This window comes from Methanobrevibacter sp., from assembly GCF_045646205.1.
Taxonomy (GTDB): Archaea; Methanobacteriota; Methanobacteria; order Methanobacteriales; family Methanobacteriaceae; genus Methanocatella.
Map to the genome: position 1 here is coordinate 32202 of NZ_JAZRKF010000048.1, position 18361 is coordinate 50562.

Below are 18361 nucleotides of genomic sequence, written 5' to 3' on the forward strand. Positions count from 1 at the left end.
AAATTGAGAACTGTTAATGTAGGAGTTGTTGGAGTAGGAGCAATGGGTGAAAACCATGTTCGTGTGTACCATAAAATGGAAGAAGCTAATTTGCTTGCCGTTTCAGATGTAAGTGAAAGAGCACTTAAAAAAATTGAGCGGAAATATGGCGCAAAAGGTTACACCGATTACAGCGAACTACTTGAAAATCCAGATATTGAAGTGGTTAGTGTTTGTGTACCGACTACTTTTCACCATGCAGTGGTAATGGAAGCTATTAAAAACAAAAAACATGTTTTAGTTGAAAAGCCAATAGCATTCACACTAAACGAAGCTGAAGAAATGATTGCTGCTGCAAAAGAAGCTGGAGTAATTCTTGCAACAGGACATGTCGAAAGATTTAATCCTGCTGTTCAAAAAGCTAAAGAACTTATTGAAGATGGTGTTATTGGAGATATAGTATCTGCATTTGCAAAAAGAGTAGGACCACTTCCGCCAAGAATTAAAGATGTTGGTGTTGCAATAGATTTAGCTATTCACGATTTAGACATTATGAATTACTTATTTGAAGAAAACATAACCCAGGTATACGGTACAATGAACAGTATACTTGATGACTGTGAATTTGAAGACCATGCAGAAATCATGGTAAGTTTCGATAACGAATCAACCGGAATTATCGAAGTAAACTGGTTAACACCATATAAAAGGAGAGAACTTGAACTTACCGGAACTGACGGAATTATCTCTGTAGATTACATCAAACAAAGTATTGACGTTTACGGAAAATTCGCTCAGGATATTGAAATTATACATGAAGAACCTTTAAAAGGGGAATTAAAATCATTCTTAAATGCTGTTGTTAATGAACAAGAACCAGAAATTACTGGTGAAGATGGGCTTAAAGCTCTTAAAATGGTTATTGCAGCAAATAAATCATCTAAAGAACACAGACCGATTAGTTTAGATGAACTTGAGGAATAGTGATATTTATGAAAACCAAATTGATTCAAAAAGCTCAAGAACTTAGACAACATGGATTTACAACTGGAGAAATCGCTGATGAACTCAATGTCAGTATGGACACAGCCAGATGGTTAACTCTCCAAAAAGCAGAAGAGGAAAAAGTAGATGTGCCAGTAGACTTTGCCATTAACTGGAACAGTATTGGCGGAAATTCAACCCGTTTAAGTTATGTATCCGGAGCTTTAAGTGATATGGCTCTTTCACATGGTGAAGCGGATGTTGTTTTAGGAATTGCAGTTAGCGGAGTTCCATTTGCAACTGTAATGGCTGAATTTTTAGAAGAAATGACTGGACTTGACACATCTTTAGCTATTTTCCACCCAAACAAACATAGAAAAGACCAGGACAACACCGATGACGAAGGTACAATCAGTACCAACTTCGGATCCGTTAAAGGCAAAAAAGTCATAATTGTTGATGATGTTATTACAAGTGGAAAAACCGCTCGCGAAGTAATACATACAGTTAAAGACCAAGGCGGAGAACCTCTCTGTGTAACTGTATTAATCGATAAAGCAGGTCTTTTAGAAATTGAAGAAGTTCCTGTTGAATCTTTAATTAAAGTAAGTAGATTATAAATCTACTTTTTACCCTATTTTTTGATTTTAATCACAAAAAACCATATTTAAATAATACCAAGAACAAATATAATATAACAATAGTTTAAGGTAAATTATGGATATTGCATTATTACAAAATATGTCGGCAATTTTGATAACTGCCGTAATAGTCCTTCTAATTTTTAATAAACTGAAACTACCTACCATGATTGGTTTATTCATCACAGGAATTGTTCTGGGACATGCAATCAACAATACCACAATAATTTCAATGCTTTCAGAATTAGGTGTGATATTTTTATTATTCATTATAGGGCTGGAATTCTCAGTTGAAAAGTTCTCTGCAATTAAACGCTATGCTTTGATTGGAGGTATACTGCAGGTTAGCCTAACTACCGTGCTGACCACTTTGCTTGGACTTGCATTAGGGTTTAATTTACCAAGTTCAATATTTTTAGGATTTTTAGTATCATTTTCAAGTACTGCAATAGTTATGAAAATAATGCAGCAGAAACATTTAACCCACTCCATGCAGGGAAGAGTGACATTGGGTATTTTAATCTTTCAGGACATTGCCGTTATTGGAGTAATACTGATTACGCCATTGCTTGGCGGATCAAAACTTGAATTGCATACAATTCCAACTTTAATTGCCACTTTCATAGGACTTGCAATACTACTAATCGTTGGATCAAAATGGTTTATTCCTTTAGCTTTAAGAGATGCTGCCAAAACCAAAAATAGGGATTTGTTTTTACTTTTAACCCTGTTTATCTGTATGGGAACAACATTTGCAACAAGTCTTATTGGAATCGGCCCTGAACTTGGAGCATTTATTGCAGGATTATTAATATCAAAAACCGAGTACTCCCACCAAACTTTAGGTTATATTCAGCCGTTTCAAGATGTGTTCATGAGTTTATTCTTTATCAGTATCGGTTTAATGGTCAATCTGCACCTGTTCCTGTATAACATATGGATAATTCTCATATTGACTGCAATAATTTTAATCATTAACTTTTCAGCAACATTAATAACCGGTATGGTGCTGAAACTTCCTTCCAAGGTATCGATTAGCATAGCTATTCTTTTAAGCCAGATTGGGGAATTTTCTTTTGTTCTTGCAAGTGAAGGAATGAAATACGGTTTAATGACCCAGAGATTTTTCTCAGTATTCTTGGGAGTAAGCATACTTACAATGTCATTGACGCCATTTTTACAGAAGATGACACCCAAAATCGTTAAACAGTTCGGAAAAATTAACTATTTCCAGGTTGATGATGAATTGAAAACCCTCCCTGAAGAGTTTGAAGACGCTCAGCCTATTGAAGACCATGTTATTCTGGTCGGTTTGGGACGTGTCGGAAAGCAGATGACAAAGGCATGTAATCAGTTCAATGTTCCGATTCTTGCTGTTGATATGAATCCTATTGTTGTTGAACAGCAGCAGGCTTTGGGCGTGCCGATTATATATGGCAATGCATCAAATGAAAGTGTTTTAAAAGAACTTCGTGTAACCAGTGCACAGTGTATCGTGATTTCGGCTTCAACATATGAAGGTACCCTTAAAACAATCGATACTGCAAGGAGATTGAATCCCGACATCCACATCATTGTAAGGACAAAATACCTGAAAAATATTGAAGAGGTTATTGACGCCGGTGCAGATGAAGTGATTCCAAAAGAATTTGAAACCACCATTTTAATGTTTACAAGAATTATGGATTACTATCAAAAGGATATGGATGAAATAGCTGATGCAGTAAACACCTTAAGATCAGACAATTATGATGCATTCCGTAGTGTGTCATCAGAAGATGTGTCTGCTTACTTAAGCAATTCATTTACCGATATTGAGCTTGATTCCGTTAGAGTGTATAATAATGCACATATGAGTGATTTTCCTTTTGAAAAACATGATTTGACAATAACAAGCGTAATACGTGAAAACACCACTATTACAAATATTACAGATAGCTTCTTATTCCTGGAAGATGACATCATATTGTTTACAGGGCAAAGAAATGATATAAATAAGTTCTTTGAAGATATCGAATTTTAACTACACTAATATAACAAACTTATTAACATGTTCTTATAAACAAAATAACAATGGAATTGAATAGCTTAAAAGAAGAATTAATTAATAATAAAAAATATCTGATTATTTATCTCATATTAGTAATAGCATTAACTTTCTTAATGTTCAGTCCTAAAAATTATCAGTATTGGGGTTTTGAAGCTGTATCAATACCAATCATAACAATAATAGGACTTGTTTTGATATTATTCTCTTTTAAGAAAAATCTTGAGATGGAAAAAGTTGCTCTGGTTTTAATCATTGTTTTCGGATTAATTATGGTGTTTTTAGCTCCGCCAATGGCCCATCCCGATGAAATGAACCATTTCACAAGAGCCGAACTTTTATCCGAAGGCATTTTATATCCTGAAAAGACAGATACAGGAGTTCTTGTAAATGATTATTATTTTACGCTTAATGAGGCTCAAAAGGGATTGACTGTCTTTGACAATTCCCATGCCTTCGATTCAATAACTGATCACAAGGGATATACTCAGACAAATGATAGTCCTTTTTATTCATATATCCCTTCAGCAATCGGAATATTGCTTGCAAAATGTCTGCATTTAACTTCAGTGTTTGCATTATTTTTTGCAAGACTTTTAAATCTGATATTGTATGCGGGCGTTGCATATTGGGCCATTAAAAAAGCCCCTGCTTATAAAATTGGATTAACATTAATTGCAACAATGCCCATTGCGATTTCACAGGTATCATCAACAAGTTATGATGCATTCATTATAACATTTACATTAATAATATTGGCTTATTTCATCAAAATGTATAAAGAAAAAGCTGAAAATAAGGATTTGGCAATATTTTTTATTTCAATCCTATTAATCAGTCTTATTAAACCACCATACATAATGCTTTCATTTTTAATATTTACAATACCAAAAGAGAACTTTGTTAAAAACAGGAACTATTCATTTATAGCCATTATCTTGCTGTTTGCTGCGACCGTTTTATCATTCAGCAGTTTTTTAATGCCAACCGCTTCAACAATATCTGCAAGCGCCAACAATATTTCATCAAGCGCACAGTTAACATACCTCCTAAATAACCCATCAGCAGTATTGGACATTATAAAAAATTCCATTACGTTAATTCCAGACACTTTTGTCCTGAATTCAAGTTTCTTCCATTACGCTGACTTTAAGGGTTTAAAAGCATTTAAATTAGCATATTTAATATTTTTCATATTATTTGCAGTTTTATACAGGCAGGACATTAATTTTTCAAAAAGAAACAGACTGATTCTATCTTCAATATTTCTAATAATATACTTTGGAATATTTGCTGTTTTATACCTAATATGGACACCAGTCGGTTCAAATACAATTTTAGGTGTTCAGTCAAGGTATTTCGTCCCGATAATTGCACTGTTGCCATTTATAATAAATTATGATGAAAAATCATTTGAAGAATACAATTACCTAATGATGTTAATTATTACTTTTTTAGTTGGATTGGTTCTTTTAACAATAACACACTATTATTAGCAAATAAATTAGGTAAAAAAAGATAATAATTTAGAAAAGTAGAAAATCTACAAATCCAAATCAAAATTTCGCACACGAATAATTAAAAAAATACGGATTTTTTTAATTTTCACTACTATTTTTGTATTGATTAGTATTTAAATATTATAGTTAATCAAAAAAGTAGAAATTTTAAATAACGATACAATACGTAAATCACCAAAATACTTGCAATTATTGTCTGAATTAAAATAATGAAACCAAAAACTACATTATTAAAAATTAGAGAAACTTCCTTTGATGCAATTGCAGTTATGACAAATGGAAATGTGAATGCTGAAAAACTAGGGTAAAATTCAAGGTTTCTATACTCAATGGCCTTTATTAATGCGAATAAAAAGAATATGAATGCAATAATGTATAATCCTATTAGAAATCCGGACAAAACATCCAATGAATTGGTATATCCGACAATCAATATGCTGAAAATAGCTGTGAAAATACAGATTAATGGCTTATTTTGGTCCAGCTTATTCGGATATTTCAAATACCTGTAAATCACCAAAGGCAGCGTTATAATCATTGACATGAAACCGAACAGGAAAAATAACCAACCGATTTCATTCATTCCGTGGACATGAGCGGTTATTGCACCCATGGTTATTCCAATGAAGACTATCCAGTAACTAGGATAGACCCCATTTATATCAAAATCACGAATAATATAACGATAAGTAAAGTAAATAATTAGTAGAATATGTAAAGCTACACCTAAAATCCAAACACTTAATGCCAAAGTACCATTAAATGAATTGATATATGTAGATAGAATCATCAAAGCCATGGAAAAAGTACCTGAATTTGATAATATTATTGGGTTTGACAGGTCATTTTTTACATCACCAGGATATATCAATAACTTCAAAACAAGCATTAACATAAATATTATTCCAATAATACCACAAATTAACCTAAAATTAGGATTATAGACTTGAAGCAGATTACCTAATGATAAAATAGCTAAAATCAAGCCTGAAACAGGTATTGGGAGTTTTTTTATAATATTCATCAGATATATTTTTCTAAAAAACCAGTAATTAACTTATCTATTGGAGTTTGTTTCCGCAGTTTGTGCAGAATGCATCACCTTCGTTAATTGGCTGACCACAATTTGAGCATTTTAATTCCTCGGAAGTTAACCTGAAACCGCATGAAGTGCAGAATGCATCGCCTTCATTAATATTAAACCCGCAATTCGGACATATCAATTTTTCGCCAAATTTTGCTCCGCAGGAAGTGCAGAATATTGAATCATCCCTTTCTTCATGACCGCAATTTTTACAGACTTTCATAGGAGCTGTATCGATTTGAGGAGTGAAGTTAGAATCAGGCCTATCTGCCAAAACAGGCTTTGAATAATCAATGCCATTTTCTATTTCCAAAACCAGAGACTGCATGGCAGCTATTCTTTTATTATCCGCAGGATGTGTGGAAAAAAAATCAAAATTATTGGCATTCTGACTGCTCATCTTTTGCCAGAATGCAGGAACTCCTTCAATATCATAGCCTGCCCAGTGGATTATAAGCATTCCCAGACGGTCGGCTTCAAGTTCCTGGTCTCTTCCCCACGGATTCATCAGGAAAAATTCAGCCCCCAAACTCACGGTATTGACGGCAGCTCTTGTAAGGTTACCCACCTCACCAAGACCGATTAAATCCAAAGCAAAGCTTCCAAACCATGATGCTGTAGTTAAAGTGTTTTTTGTATTTTGAGCACTCACTTTGGTTCTTGAGTGATCAAGCAGAGCATGAGCCATTTCGTGGCCTAAAATAAAAGCCAATTCCTCTTCACTTCTTGCAACAGACAATATTCCTGAAAATACAACGATTTTTCCGCCAGGCATACAGAATGCATTTACGGTATCATCCAAAACAAGGTGAAATTCCCAGTCATAATAATCTTCAACATAATCAAGTCTTCCGATTGAAGAAAGATACTTTAAGACTGCATTGATTAGATTTGATGCAACATGATTTACCAACTGACCTTCCGGAGTATTGTCAACGATTTGAGCATTATTCAGCATTTTATAATACTCTTGGTAGCACTCAGCAAGAAACTTATCGTCATTTACATTATCGTGATGTTCCCTTCCGGTAAAGGGGTTGAGTGCGCTTCTGTCATCCTTAGCCATGATAGTAGTTTTGTGTTAAAGATGTTATAAATATTTTGAAAAAAGTCTTACTGGAACATTCTAGTAACTGGAAAATATCCCTTTATTTTGAAAAATATTGAATTAAAAATAATAATTTTAAAAATAAATAAAATATGATTATCTCATTTCACGAATATTTTTATTTAATTCCTCTTTGATTATTTTAACACATTGTTCTGCATCATCATCCAATCTGAAAGAGTCATTGTTTGAAACATCAAAGTCCTTTAAGATTTCCCCAACAGCAACAGTCTTAGCTACATTAATGCCCCTATTTTCCAATATTTTGTTAACACATCCCCCATCACAGCCATTAACTGCAATGATTGGATACTTTTTAAGCATTTCATCGTTTTTTCCTTCAATATCTGCTGATGTTGAACCCATACAAATGGATATGACATTAACATCTTCTTTTTTACAGTCCCCACAGGCAACTCTAGATACCAACCCATTCGGACTCATTCCATTACATGGAGCAAGTGCTATCTTTTCAGCCATATCATCACCTAATATTTAATAGTGAAAAACCACCATATAAATATTAAGTGATATTATGAGTGTACTTGTAGCATACTATTCAAGAACAAATATAACAAAAAAATTGGCTGAAGAAATTGCAGCGAAATTAAATGCAGACATTGAAGAAATTAACCCGAAAGTAAATTATAATGGTAAAATCGGTTATATGCGCGGTGGAAAAGATGCCATAAGTGAAAAAATAATCGATTTGGAACAAACAAAATATGACCCGTCAAATTATGATGTAGTATACTTAGGCGTTCCCGTATGGGCAGGCAAATCCGCCACACCAATGATTTCATACATCAAAGAAAATGAAGGTAAATTCAATGAGGTAAAATTCTTTGTTACAGCCGGATCAACAGGATTTGAAGGTACTTTTGAACAGATGGAAAAATTTGTTGGAAAAGCTCCTCAAAAAACATTGGCACTTACAACAAAAGAAGTTAAAAAAGATGAATTTGCTGATAGGTTAGAATCATTCATAGAATAAGAATTCAACGATAATATGGCTAGTTTATCAATGTATAATGATTTTGGAGAAATTTCTGCAGGCGAGGATGAAATATCAAAGGATGCATTGCTTGAAATCCTAAAGAAGCACTCTGCAACAATATCTATCTTTGATATGATGGAAATAACAGGGGAACTTGTTGAAGATATGAAATATGTTCAGTCAGAATACCGGGATAAAACACATGAAGTCTATGTTAAACACTTTTTAGGCCGCATTAAACATATTAGAGACGACAATACAACATATAACGAAACATTCAGCAAAGAAGATTTCATAGATTCTGTTGCTACATTAAAATCATATCATGAGGAGGAATCAATAACCTCCAAAACCAAATTTCCACTGGTTTACGGTATTGTGTCCCTTTATACCACATATGTTCTTGAAGAACCCATACATCCTGTTGGAACACCATTTCCAGGATCACTTAAAGTAATAGAGGAGAATGGAGTATTTTATTGTCCGGTAAAGGAATCAAATTTGGAATCACCAAATGCCGTTTGTAAAATGTGCATAGCAGAACAGTTAGAATTTTAACGTGATTAATATGAAAGATATATTCGATAAATGTAATTTAGGAGATTTAGACCTTAACAGTCGTATAATAAGAACTGGAACCTGGGAAACTGAAACTGAAGATGGAGGATTTTTAAAAAATTCTGTTTATGACAAATATGAAGCCATTGCAGGAAGCGGTGTTGGAGCAATAGTATCTGAAATTTTTGCCCTTGACCATAAAGACAGATTTTATCCTTATTCAACAAATCAGAACTACAGAGGTTTTATTAAAGAATATAAAATGATAACAGATATTGCACACAAATATGATGTGCCCATTTTAGGCCAGTTAGCATTTTTCTACTATGATGACGGTGAAAATCAGAAAGTTGAGGCCAATGACATCACTATTGAAGGCATAAGAAAATTGCAGGCAGAGGTTTTCATGGCCGCTAAAAAATTCTCATATGCAGGATTTGATGGAATACAAATTAATATGGGAAATAATTTCTATCTTGCCAGATTCATGAACCCTTATTTCAATCAGAGAACAGACCAATATGGTGGAAACACCGAAAACCGAGTAAGGATTTCAGCAGAAATCATTAAATTAATCAAAAAAACAATGGACATGCATGTCAGCTGCAGAATCAATCCACTGGACGTTAGAAAAGATGGAATTGATTATGAAGAAAGCATTAAAATTGCAAAGGAACTGGAAAAAGCAGGAGCAGACAGTATTCAACTAACTGCACGTACAATCTCTTATCTATATGATGGAAGAGAAAAAAATCCGTTTTTAGTTTATGTTGATGAATTGATTGATGAATTGGATATTCCTGTCATTTTAGGCGGATCACTAAGAGATATGGATACAATTAACGAAGTGCTGAATAACACAAAAGTAGAATTTGTTTCTATGTCAAAGCCGTTTGTAGCTCAAGCGGATTTCCTAAAAGAATGGAAAGAGAATGGCGAGGGAAAAACAATCTGTCAAAGCTGTAATAACTGTTACAGTAAGAAAACAAGCACCTGTTTTAAATATTAAGAATCATCCATTAAAAAATACTTTTTATCAACCATCCCCATATATCCACCATACATCACCACGACCAGACATGTTAAAAATTTAGGCATACCTAAAAATTTATATATTATTAAATCTAATTTAAAAGTATACCATAATGACAAATGGAGGATAAAATATGAATTTAGAAGGTGTAGAAAAAACAATGCTTTTAACATTATATGCCAAAGCAAGACACTCTAAAGAGAAAAATCATAAATTTTATGATTCAAAAGCTGTTGAAATAATATCTAACATCGACTATGATTTTAGCATAGCCGAAAAAGACAAGTTCATGCAACTGGGAACAATAGCAAGAACAATAGTCTTGGATGAAATGGTGGGCGACTATATAGAAGCACATCCCGAATGTACGATAGTAAATATAGCTTCAGGCATGGATACCCGATTCAACAGACTAGATAACGGCAAGATTAACTGGTACAATGTTGATTTAGAAAATTCAGCCAATTACCGGTTGAAATACATAAAAGACACAGACAGAGTAAAAACACTGGCTTATTCTGCAATGGATCCAAATTGGACAGATGAAATCCAAATAAGAAACGATGTATTATTCATTATTGAAGGATTGACAATGTATCTGAACCAAAAAGACGTTGAAGACATTATTAATATAATTGATGCAAATTTTGACAATTGCAGAGTATTTATGGAGATAATGCCTCCGATTTCTGTTAAAAACGCCAAAGAGGAATCTATAGAAGACACCAACTCAAAATTCATATGGGGTGTTGAAAAAGGTCATGAACTGATCAAATTCAACAGCAATTTTAAATGGATTAAAGATGTCAATCTATTTGATGGTGTGAACGTATACAAGCCACATTACAGAATAATAACATGGCTCCCATATTTAAGAAAAAAGATGGATTATATTGCTGTTTTGGAAAAATAAGCAGCAATATCTTTAATCACCACAATTAATTAAAATTATATAACTATAAAAATTAAATTAATATTTATACCAAAATTATAGTTAAGGTGATTTAATGGAAGACATTTACGAATGGAAAGGATTGAACGGACAACTCGTAACTTTTAAAAAAGAAGTTGGAAATGCTGAAAAAATTACTTTCATAGGTTCTCCTAGCGTTTGTACACCATTTGCAGAATTCTTATCATATGTTGTTAGGGATAAAGAAACCCATTTCATTCCCCTATTGGATATTGATGACTGTCATGAATTCGAATCAAGACCCTATGCAATGGTGCTTAATGATAAAGTTTCCGATCCCCTTCAACTACCACGACCGATAGAGGTCGTGGATTGTGAATTATTTTCACAGCCCACTTGTTGAATAGCCAGAGACCATTTGAATATGGTCTACGTTATTCCGAAATAATAATATTTTATAGGCACCTACGGATGTTTTAGCCTAGTCTGTAGCTCTGCGGTATGGTGATTAAACAGTTCTGAGATGGAGGAACAGTGTTATCATACATATAAAACTCGGAAATAACATTGGCGAAGGCTAAATAATACCTAGGAATAGGGAGTAAACTAAATGACGTTAGTTTATGTACTAAACAAAGATAAAAAACCATTAAATTTAAAGAAGCGATGAAAATTCATGGATAAAAATAATAATTCACTATTTTACACCTGCAGTTTAATTGAGTTCATCTCAAGACAAACAAGAAACAACAGAAAAGATGTTGTAGAATACTTAGGTGATGATTTGGAGAGAATATACAACTACGAAGACGTATTTCACTGCGAACCCATTGAGAAAGTAGCTGATGATTTTATAACCCGCAATAATATACCTGATGGAGAATTTGATAATATTTCATCTTGCAAATACAATGTTCCGGATTACTGGGAAATTGGAGAAGTGTTTGAAAGACTGATTGAAGACAATTACGAAAAAGAAGATGTTTTTAATGGAATACGGGAAGTATACTCATCATAGATAGCAGAAAAAATACTGAATTTTAACTCCGATTTATATTACCAATCCAGAGAATACCTTGCTGAATGTTATAGAACTGGAAAAATAATAATTTCATGATAATTTCATTTAAAATAAATATAAAGTTCAAAAATATTAAAAAAATACAAGGAAATCTATACGAACTCTAATGTGAACCGACCACTATTTTAAAGATTTTTAATACTTTTGTATCAAAAAAGTAATACTAAAATAATAGAATTTTAGCCAATATTTCTAACATCCATATTTCCGCTACTAAAAAATAATTGAATTAATCTCATCACAACAATACAAGTTTTACACAAACTATATTATTAGCATAAGAAAAATTATTTTGGAGGGCATTAAAGCGGATAAATTATTTGTTATAATATGTCATATTGCTATTCTCACAATACTTTAACCGTTCGGCATTAGATGATGTGGAAAGTCAGTTGATTACTTACTTTAATGGAGATAACCCAAGACCAAGAAAGGTATCTATCGAGTTTGATACCTATGAAGTGACAAACTTGACCGGAGGCAATAGTGTCAACGATTATGCAGACAGAGAAAAAGTAGCTTCTGAAGTAATATTGCTTTTTTTGGAAGATGTCCTCTACAATAAAGGTTGGGTAAAGACTCCTACTCTTGATGAACTCAGAGCAAAAGCACTTGTAAAATACAGTCCCATTAAGATTAAATTACAACAAGCTTTTCCTCTTCCTTTTGCCTTTTCATCTTTTTGAACATGTAATTTAACAGAATGTTGAATGAACCTGCAAAGATCAAATCCGCAATCAATATTCCGATTAAGACTGAAGATCCGTTAGGAAAGACGTTGTTGAGCAGCCCTATCAGCACGGCAGTGGTTATCAAATTCGCTATGTCCAGTGCCAGTGAGTAATAGCTTTTTCCAAATCCGTCTAAAATCTTTGAGGAAATCATTATGACGGTTATGCTTAGGACAATTACAGACCCGAGAAGTACGATGTATGTTACCGCCTCGTTCATGCCGAAAATCTGAAATGCATAAAAGATAGAGTCCCTGAAGAACATGAAAGGTATGAGAAGGAGTATCTCACTTGCAATTGCAATCTTAAGGGCATAATAGTACATGTCTTTTATTTCATCAATTTTTTTGGAACCGAACAAATGTCCTGAAACGCTCAATAACGCTTTGCCGTATGCTCTGACCGGAGTAACCAACAGTGACTGGAGCTTGCAGGAGGTTGCATAAATAATGACTCCGATTTCACCGATTCCGCTGATTAAAACAGAATTTATGAATATTGTAGAAATGCAATATATCGCATTTCCCGGCAATGTTGAAACGGCCACCTTCAGTATTTCAAATATGATGTGGGGCCTGAAGGTGAAATACTTCAGCTTCAGGAATATCTTGGTATAATTTGTAAGATACAAATAGAAAAATACTGCAACGCCCAATGCGGAGGATATCAGGGTTGCGTATATCGCTCCTTCAACCCCCATTTTAAAGTAGAATATCAAAATGGGATCCAATATCAGATTTAAAATATTCGAGGCGATGATGATTATCGTAGGGGTTTTCGAATCCCCCTCGGACTGGAACGCTTCGGGAAACAGATTGGCCAGAATGATTACAATGGAAAACAAAAACAGGGGCGTTAAATATAACTTAATCAGATTCACAGAGTTGGTAATCCTCATGGCGCCAATCATATCATCCAAAAACGGCAATGAAATGATTATCAATATCCAAGCTACAAAAGAAATTAACAGCCCATGTATTAATGTATTATATGCGTTTTCATATTCATCCGCACCAATCGACCGTGACATCAGTGAATTTGTTCCCCTTCCAATCGAATCGCCGATTGAGTTGATTAGAATGAATATTGGAATCGAAACTCCAACGGCATAAAATGCATTGGCATCAAAAATGGAAATCCAGTACATGTCTATTATGCTGTACAATTCATTGAAAAGGACAAAACCGAGAAAAGGCACTGTTAATTTCCAAAAGGATTTTTTTGGAGATGAAACCAAGTCAATTTTTATCTCTTCGCCCATAACAATCAGTCTTTAGGATTTGAATCTATTGAAAAGTCATTAATTGCATCCTTATATCTTTCGATGTCAAGCTTATCGCCATGTTCGTTCCAGTCATCAACAATGATTCCGTTTGGCCGGATGATAATGTCATTGATTTCTATACACTCATCATTTTCCAACTTTGACTTATGCATTGTGCGATGAAACCAGACGGGCTTATCTCCAGTGTCAAATCGTGCATTCCATCTGAAAGATTCCACGGATTCCAAATACTGTTCTGGAAAAGTCACATCATGGCCCGAAAGTTGCCTTGCAATGGCAAGAAAAATTTCATTTTCCCTCAAATTGTAGAGATTATCCCAATTCACGCCGATATAGTCATCCCTAAATTGAATGCCTGAGACATTATCAAAATCAAATCTTTCAAGAAACTCTCCAATCTCAGAGGTCTCATCCTTTGACAGGATAACGCAATTGATTCTCACCGATGACACCAACTCGCCTATTAAAGCATCATCGCCCTCTTCAAAAAATGAGGATATATGCCTGGAGACATTGATTTCAGTGATTAAACCCTGAAACGAATTTAAAAATTCCACATCCCCGATATCGTAAGGTGAGGAGGTGTTGATAAAAAGCCTATGATTGGAACCTGCATTGTTTTGATGAAGAATGGCATCCAGTATTTTTTTAAGCTTGGAATGTGATGCCAATGGCTCGCCGCCCGTAATTACAAAATCGCAATCAGGAGTGATGCCATCCATCAGATTGAGGGATTCGATTACATTCTCCAAATCGAAATCATAATCCTCATGATTTTGATAATCCTCCTTATTAATGCAGAATGGACATGCGTTCCTGCAATCATAAGGTGCAAAGACTGTCACTGTCGCACCGTTTTGAGGAATTTTAAACCTTTTAGGTGTTGTCTGACTTTCCAAAACAATTCCCCCATACATTTCGCAATAAAATTTTACATCTACAATAATAATTTTAAAAATTAGACTTAATAAACCTTTCCAAACGACAGATATAAATAAAAAAAGAAGAGTTAAAAACTCTTAAAAAAAGAAGGAAACCAAGAAATCTATACGATTCCCTGTGCAGGAAATGAGTGAAACCATCATACTTTCTAAATTTCATTATCCAATAAGAACTCTATAATGTTTTTATGTTTTACTCCATCCCGTGACATGTCGAATTCATCCATACTTAAAACATATGTATCATATTTATCTGGAACTAAAAATAATGGAGAAAATTCCCGTTCAATTGTGTCTTGATCTGACAATAAATAAGCTACTTGAATATATACTTTTTTATTATGTTTTTCACAGACAAAATCAATTTCCCTATCATATATTTTACCGATTTTTACAGAATAATTTCTCCGGATTAATTCATTGAAAACAACATTTTCAAGAATTCTTCCCAACCAGTTGTTATTATTATCAACTAAAGCATGATGAAATCCCTGATCCGCCAAATAATATTTTTCTTCAGTTTTTAATATTTTTTTACCTACAATGTCTTGACGACGGACCTTTTTGCAGAATAGTGAATCTTCAAGATAGTTTGTGAAATTGGAAATGGTGTTGCGTGTTGTTCTTTTATTTTCGCTTTTTAGATAATTGGTTATGCTGGTCTTTGAAAATGTTTGACCAGTAGAATTCATTAAATAATGTGAAAATCGTTTAAACAAATCAATTTCATTTATTGTGTATCTGGAAAGAATATCATGGACAATAATTGAATCATAGATATCCTGAAGAGCATTAATCTTAGTGCCTTCATCATTGATTGGGAGTAAGCCAGGCATTCCGCCAAAGAGAAGATACTCTTCAAACGATTCTTTGATTACTTCTCCAGTTAATTCGATACCATTAATTTCATTTTTATATTTCAGCATCTCTTTAAATGAAAATGGATATAGGTCAATTTTAATATAACGACCAGAAAGAAGAGTAGCCAATTCATTTGACAATAATTTTGAATTTGACCCCGTGATGTAAATATCACAATCAAATGATGCTCTGTACGAGTTTATACATTTTTCCCAGGACTCAACCTGTTGAATTTCATCAAAAAGAAGATATATCTTTCCATCAAGATCTTTAACTAGATTTAATACCACTTCATCCAATTGCTCTTGAGTGAAAATATTTTTATATTCAACCAATTCAAATGAAATATAAATTATATTTTCTTTTTTAACTCCCCGAATTTCAAGTTCTTCAATGATACTTTTTAATAAAGAGGTTTTTCCACATCTTCTTAATCCCACAATGACTTTAATGAAATCCGTGTCAAAAAGATTGCGAATTTGTTCCAGATACAATTCTCTTTTAATCATTAAAACACCTTAAAAGATTATTCTTACACAAACATATATTAAACATATTATATAATGCTTTCTATAGAAAGCATTGTTTACTTTTTTTGGTATTAATGATTTATATATAAATCAATATATTAATTTTTTACTGATTATGCTTTCTAAAAAAAAGTCCCGGACACATAATTTTGCTCGAAAAAATGGAAATCTATACGATTCCCCATAGTGGAAAATAAATTAAACCAAAGAAATACTGTGAAAATTAGTTTATTATAAATTTAAATGTTAAAAATAAATATAAATCCCAAAATACTAAAAAAAGAAAAAAAGAAACAAGGAAATCTATACGATTCCTTGTGCGTTCATAGCGTCAACAACTTTTTTGAATCCTGCAATGTTTGCTCCTGCTACGTAGTTTTTACCCATTCCGTATTCTTCAGCAGCTTCTGCAGCATTTGCAAAGATATCTTCCATGATTCTTTGAAGTCTTGAATCAACTTCTTCAAAGGTCCAGGATAATCTTTGTGAGTTTTGTGACATTTCTAAAGCGGAAGTAGCTACTCCACCAGCGTTTGAAGCTTTACCTGGTGCGAATAATACATCATTTTCCTGTAAGTATTCGGTTGCTTCAATAGTGGTTGGCATGTTTGCTCCTTCTGCAACCGCTAAAACACCGTTTTCAACTAATGCTTTAGCATCTTCTAATTGTAATTCGTTTTGAGTTGCACATGGTAATGCGATGTCACATTTGATGGTCCATACACCTTTACCTTCGTGGTATTCTGCACTTTCTCTTGCTTCAGCATATGCAGTTAATCTTTCTCTTCTTACTTCTTTTACTTCTTTGAGTAATTCCACGTCGATTCCTTCTGGGTCGTAAATCCAACCGGTTGAATCGGAACAGGTTACAGGTTTACCACCTAATTGTTGTGCTTTTTCGATTGCATAAATAGCTACGTTACCTGCACCAGATACTGCAATGGTTTTTCCTGCAATATCAATATCGTTTGCTTTTAACATAGCGTTAGTAAAGTATAATAATCCATATCCAGTAGCTTCAGTTCTTGCAAGAGATCCACCGAAGGTTAATCCTTTACCAGTTAATACTCCTTCGTATAATCCTCTGATTCTTTTGTATTGGCCGAATAAGAATCCGATTTCACGGCCACCTACACCGATATCTCCTGCAGGTACATCAGTATCAGCACCAATGTATTTGCATAATTCGGTCATGAAGCTTTGACAGAATGCCATGATTTCTCTGTCTGATTTTCCTTTAGGATCGAAGTCTGATCCTCCTTTTCCTCCACCGATTGGAAGTCCGGTTAAGGAGTTTTTGAATATTTGTTCAAATCCTAAGAATTTAATGATACCAAGATTTACTGAAGGGTGGAAACGTAATCCTCCTTTGTATGGTCCGATTGCTGAGTTGAATTGGACACGGTATCCGGTATTTACTTGCACTTGTCCGTTGTCATCTATCCATGGGACACGGAATTTTAATTGTCTTTCCGGATTGGTTAATCTTTCAAGGAGTGCGTTTTTCTTAAATTCTTCTTCATTTTCTTCAATAACAACCCTTAAGGATTCCAATACTTCGCGTACAGCTTGATGGAATTCTGGTTCGGAAGGGTTTTGTTCAATAATAGTTTCTATTACATCATCTACGTATGACAAAATTATTCCTCCAATTTTCAATATCAAATTATTATTTTGACATGATAATTATCTTTTTGTACTTTCTCATATTTAATAGTTTTCAATTTTTTTAAAAAAAATCGAATATAATCAATCATATTAATAATTTTATTAGACAAACAAATATAATATTTAGATATAAATAAAAAATGTATAGAACTTTTAATATATTAATCTACAAATTCCAGTAAAAATAATTATTTTATAAACAAAACGAGAAAAAATTAAATATTATTTAAATAAATATAGTAAATATTCATAAAAATTAAACAATAATTAGAAAATAGTTAATTAATATAAACAATAATCGCTGGAAGTATATGTCCGACTAAATGAATATACAAAAGGGTGGAAGTATATATCCGACCAAAAAAATGTCAAAAATTTTAAGATGAAATCTAAAAAAAAA

Annotated in this window: 18 protein-coding genes; 11 read left to right on the forward strand and 7 right to left on the reverse strand. The window is 33.3% G+C overall.

The genetic code is table 11. The features are described from left to right. Nucleotides 1–3 precede the first annotated feature (3 nt). The 4 genes from ACKI44_RS08900 to ACKI44_RS08915 all read left to right on the forward strand — a co-directional run bounded on the left by ACKI44_RS08900 (nucleotide 4) and on the right by ACKI44_RS08915 (nucleotide 5147). The gene (locus ACKI44_RS08900) at nucleotides 4–963 is read left to right on the forward strand and encodes a Gfo/Idh/MocA family oxidoreductase (RefSeq protein WP_407423579.1); all 960 of its coding nucleotides are present in this window, start codon (nucleotides 4–6) and stop codon (nucleotides 961–963) included. 8 nt (nucleotides 964–971) lie between these two features. Continuing rightward, nucleotides 972–1583 carry an orotate phosphoribosyltransferase-like protein gene (locus tag ACKI44_RS08905; RefSeq protein ID WP_407423581.1) on the forward strand — a complete coding sequence of 204 codons (612 nt, stop codon included), beginning with the start codon at nucleotides 972–974 and terminating at the stop codon, nucleotides 1581–1583. Between the two features lie 121 nt (nucleotides 1584–1704). Then, nucleotides 1705–3627: a cation:proton antiporter gene (locus ACKI44_RS08910; RefSeq protein ID WP_407423583.1), complete on the forward strand. Its 1923-nt coding sequence runs from the start codon at nucleotides 1705–1707 to the stop codon at nucleotides 3625–3627. Between the two features lie 50 nt (nucleotides 3628–3677). Continuing rightward, nucleotides 3678–5147: a DUF2142 domain-containing protein gene (locus tag ACKI44_RS08915; RefSeq protein ID WP_407423585.1), complete on the forward strand. Its 1470-nt coding sequence runs from the start codon at nucleotides 3678–3680 to the stop codon at nucleotides 5145–5147. Nucleotides 5148–5301: 154 nt separating this feature from the next. Here ACKI44_RS08915 and ACKI44_RS08920 read toward each other — a convergent pair whose 3' ends face one another. The 3 genes from ACKI44_RS08920 to ACKI44_RS08930 all read right to left on the reverse strand — a co-directional run bounded on the left by ACKI44_RS08920 (nucleotide 5302) and on the right by ACKI44_RS08930 (nucleotide 7843). Then, nucleotides 5302–6195 carry a TDT family transporter gene (locus tag ACKI44_RS08920; protein WP_407423587.1) on the reverse strand — a complete coding sequence of 298 codons (894 nt, stop codon included), beginning with the start codon at nucleotides 6193–6195 and terminating at the stop codon, nucleotides 5302–5304. 37 nt (nucleotides 6196–6232) lie between these two features. Then, the gene (locus tag ACKI44_RS08925; RefSeq protein ID WP_407423589.1) at nucleotides 6233–7321 is read right to left on the reverse strand and encodes a M48 family metallopeptidase; all 1089 of its coding nucleotides are present in this window, start codon (nucleotides 7319–7321) and stop codon (nucleotides 6233–6235) included. Between the two features lie 138 nt (nucleotides 7322–7459). Next, entirely contained in the window at nucleotides 7460–7843 is a 384-nt protein-coding gene (locus ACKI44_RS08930) for a putative zinc-binding protein (protein ID WP_407423591.1), read from the reverse strand. A gap of 55 nt (nucleotides 7844–7898) precedes the next feature. Between ACKI44_RS08930 and ACKI44_RS08935 the strand changes: the two genes are divergently transcribed. The 7 genes from ACKI44_RS08935 to ACKI44_RS08965 all read left to right on the forward strand — a co-directional run bounded on the left by ACKI44_RS08935 (nucleotide 7899) and on the right by ACKI44_RS08965 (nucleotide 12631). Next, entirely contained in the window at nucleotides 7899–8357 is a 459-nt protein-coding gene (locus ACKI44_RS08935; protein ID WP_407423593.1) for a flavodoxin family protein, read from the forward strand. Nucleotides 8358–8372: 15 nt separating this feature from the next. Continuing rightward, entirely contained in the window at nucleotides 8373–8918 is a 546-nt protein-coding gene (locus tag ACKI44_RS08940; protein WP_407423595.1) for a DUF2115 domain-containing protein, read from the forward strand. 10 nt (nucleotides 8919–8928) lie between these two features. Next, on the forward strand, nucleotides 8929–9927 hold the full coding sequence (locus ACKI44_RS08945) for a tRNA-dihydrouridine synthase (protein WP_407423597.1): 999 nt from the start codon (nucleotides 8929–8931) through the stop codon (nucleotides 9925–9927). A 157-nt stretch (nucleotides 9928–10084) separates the two neighbouring features. After that, nucleotides 10085–10864, forward strand: coding sequence for a class I SAM-dependent methyltransferase (locus tag ACKI44_RS08950; RefSeq protein ID WP_407423599.1), 780 nt, complete (start codon nucleotides 10085–10087; stop codon nucleotides 10862–10864). 94 nt (nucleotides 10865–10958) lie between these two features. Then, on the forward strand, nucleotides 10959–11267 hold the full coding sequence (locus ACKI44_RS08955) for a DUF2124 family protein (RefSeq protein ID WP_407423601.1): 309 nt from the start codon (nucleotides 10959–10961) through the stop codon (nucleotides 11265–11267). A 273-nt stretch (nucleotides 11268–11540) separates the two neighbouring features. Further along, nucleotides 11541–11882 (forward strand): hypothetical protein, encoded by a 342-nt coding sequence (locus ACKI44_RS08960; protein ID WP_407423603.1) that lies wholly within the window; start codon nucleotides 11541–11543, stop codon nucleotides 11880–11882. 401 nt (nucleotides 11883–12283) lie between these two features. Continuing rightward, on the forward strand, nucleotides 12284–12631 hold the full coding sequence (locus ACKI44_RS08965) for a hypothetical protein (RefSeq protein WP_407423605.1): 348 nt from the start codon (nucleotides 12284–12286) through the stop codon (nucleotides 12629–12631). Here the strand turns inward: ACKI44_RS08965 and ACKI44_RS08970 are convergent. The 4 genes from ACKI44_RS08970 to gdhA all read right to left on the reverse strand — a co-directional run bounded on the left by ACKI44_RS08970 (nucleotide 12582) and on the right by gdhA (nucleotide 17931). Continuing rightward, nucleotides 12582–13937: an MATE family efflux transporter gene (locus ACKI44_RS08970; RefSeq protein ID WP_407423607.1), complete on the reverse strand. Its 1356-nt coding sequence runs from the start codon at nucleotides 13935–13937 to the stop codon at nucleotides 12582–12584. The genes ACKI44_RS08965 and ACKI44_RS08970 overlap by 50 nt on opposite strands. 5 nt (nucleotides 13938–13942) lie before the next feature. After that, entirely contained in the window at nucleotides 13943–14860 is a 918-nt protein-coding gene (locus tag ACKI44_RS08975; protein ID WP_407423610.1) for a radical SAM protein, read from the reverse strand. A 191-nt stretch (nucleotides 14861–15051) separates the two neighbouring features. Then, entirely contained in the window at nucleotides 15052–16272 is a 1221-nt protein-coding gene (locus tag ACKI44_RS08980; protein ID WP_407423612.1) for an ATP-binding protein, read from the reverse strand. 324 nt (nucleotides 16273–16596) lie between these two features. Then, entirely contained in the window at nucleotides 16597–17931 is a 1335-nt protein-coding gene (gene gdhA / locus ACKI44_RS08985) for an NADP-specific glutamate dehydrogenase (RefSeq protein ID WP_407423614.1), read from the reverse strand. Nucleotides 17932–18361 lie beyond the last annotated feature (430 nt).

Excerpts from the sequence above, each read along its gene's own strand:
- ACKI44_RS08980 (WP_407423612.1), bottom strand. The coding sequence starts at position 16,272 with ATGATTAAAAGAGAATTGTATCTGGAACAAATTCGCAATCTTTTTGAC.
- ACKI44_RS08955 (WP_407423601.1), top strand. The coding sequence starts at position 10,959 with ATGGAAGACATTTACGAATGGAAAGGATTGAACGGACAACTCGTAACT.
- ACKI44_RS08945 (WP_407423597.1), top strand. The coding sequence starts at position 8,929 with ATGAAAGATATATTCGATAAATGTAATTTAGGAGATTTAGACCTTAAC.
- ACKI44_RS08970 (WP_407423607.1), bottom strand. The coding sequence starts at position 13,937 with ATGGGCGAAGAGATAAAAATTGACTTGGTTTCATCTCCAAAAAAATCC.
- ACKI44_RS08940 (WP_407423595.1), top strand. The coding sequence starts at position 8,373 with ATGGCTAGTTTATCAATGTATAATGATTTTGGAGAAATTTCTGCAGGC.
- ACKI44_RS08925 (WP_407423589.1), bottom strand. The coding sequence starts at position 7,321 with ATGGCTAAGGATGACAGAAGCGCACTCAACCCCTTTACCGGAAGGGAA.
- ACKI44_RS08930 (WP_407423591.1), bottom strand. The coding sequence starts at position 7,843 with ATGGCTGAAAAGATAGCACTTGCTCCATGTAATGGAATGAGTCCGAAT.
- ACKI44_RS08910 (WP_407423583.1), top strand. The coding sequence starts at position 1,705 with ATGTCGGCAATTTTGATAACTGCCGTAATAGTCCTTCTAATTTTTAAT.
- ACKI44_RS08950 (WP_407423599.1), top strand. The coding sequence starts at position 10,085 with ATGAATTTAGAAGGTGTAGAAAAAACAATGCTTTTAACATTATATGCC.
- ACKI44_RS08915 (WP_407423585.1), top strand. The coding sequence starts at position 3,678 with ATGGAATTGAATAGCTTAAAAGAAGAATTAATTAATAATAAAAAATAT.
- ACKI44_RS08905 (WP_407423581.1), top strand. The coding sequence starts at position 972 with ATGAAAACCAAATTGATTCAAAAAGCTCAAGAACTTAGACAACATGGA.
- ACKI44_RS08935 (WP_407423593.1), top strand. The coding sequence starts at position 7,899 with ATGAGTGTACTTGTAGCATACTATTCAAGAACAAATATAACAAAAAAA.
- ACKI44_RS08920 (WP_407423587.1), bottom strand. The coding sequence starts at position 6,195 with ATGAATATTATAAAAAAACTCCCAATACCTGTTTCAGGCTTGATTTTA.
- ACKI44_RS08960 (WP_407423603.1), top strand. The coding sequence starts at position 11,541 with ATGGATAAAAATAATAATTCACTATTTTACACCTGCAGTTTAATTGAG.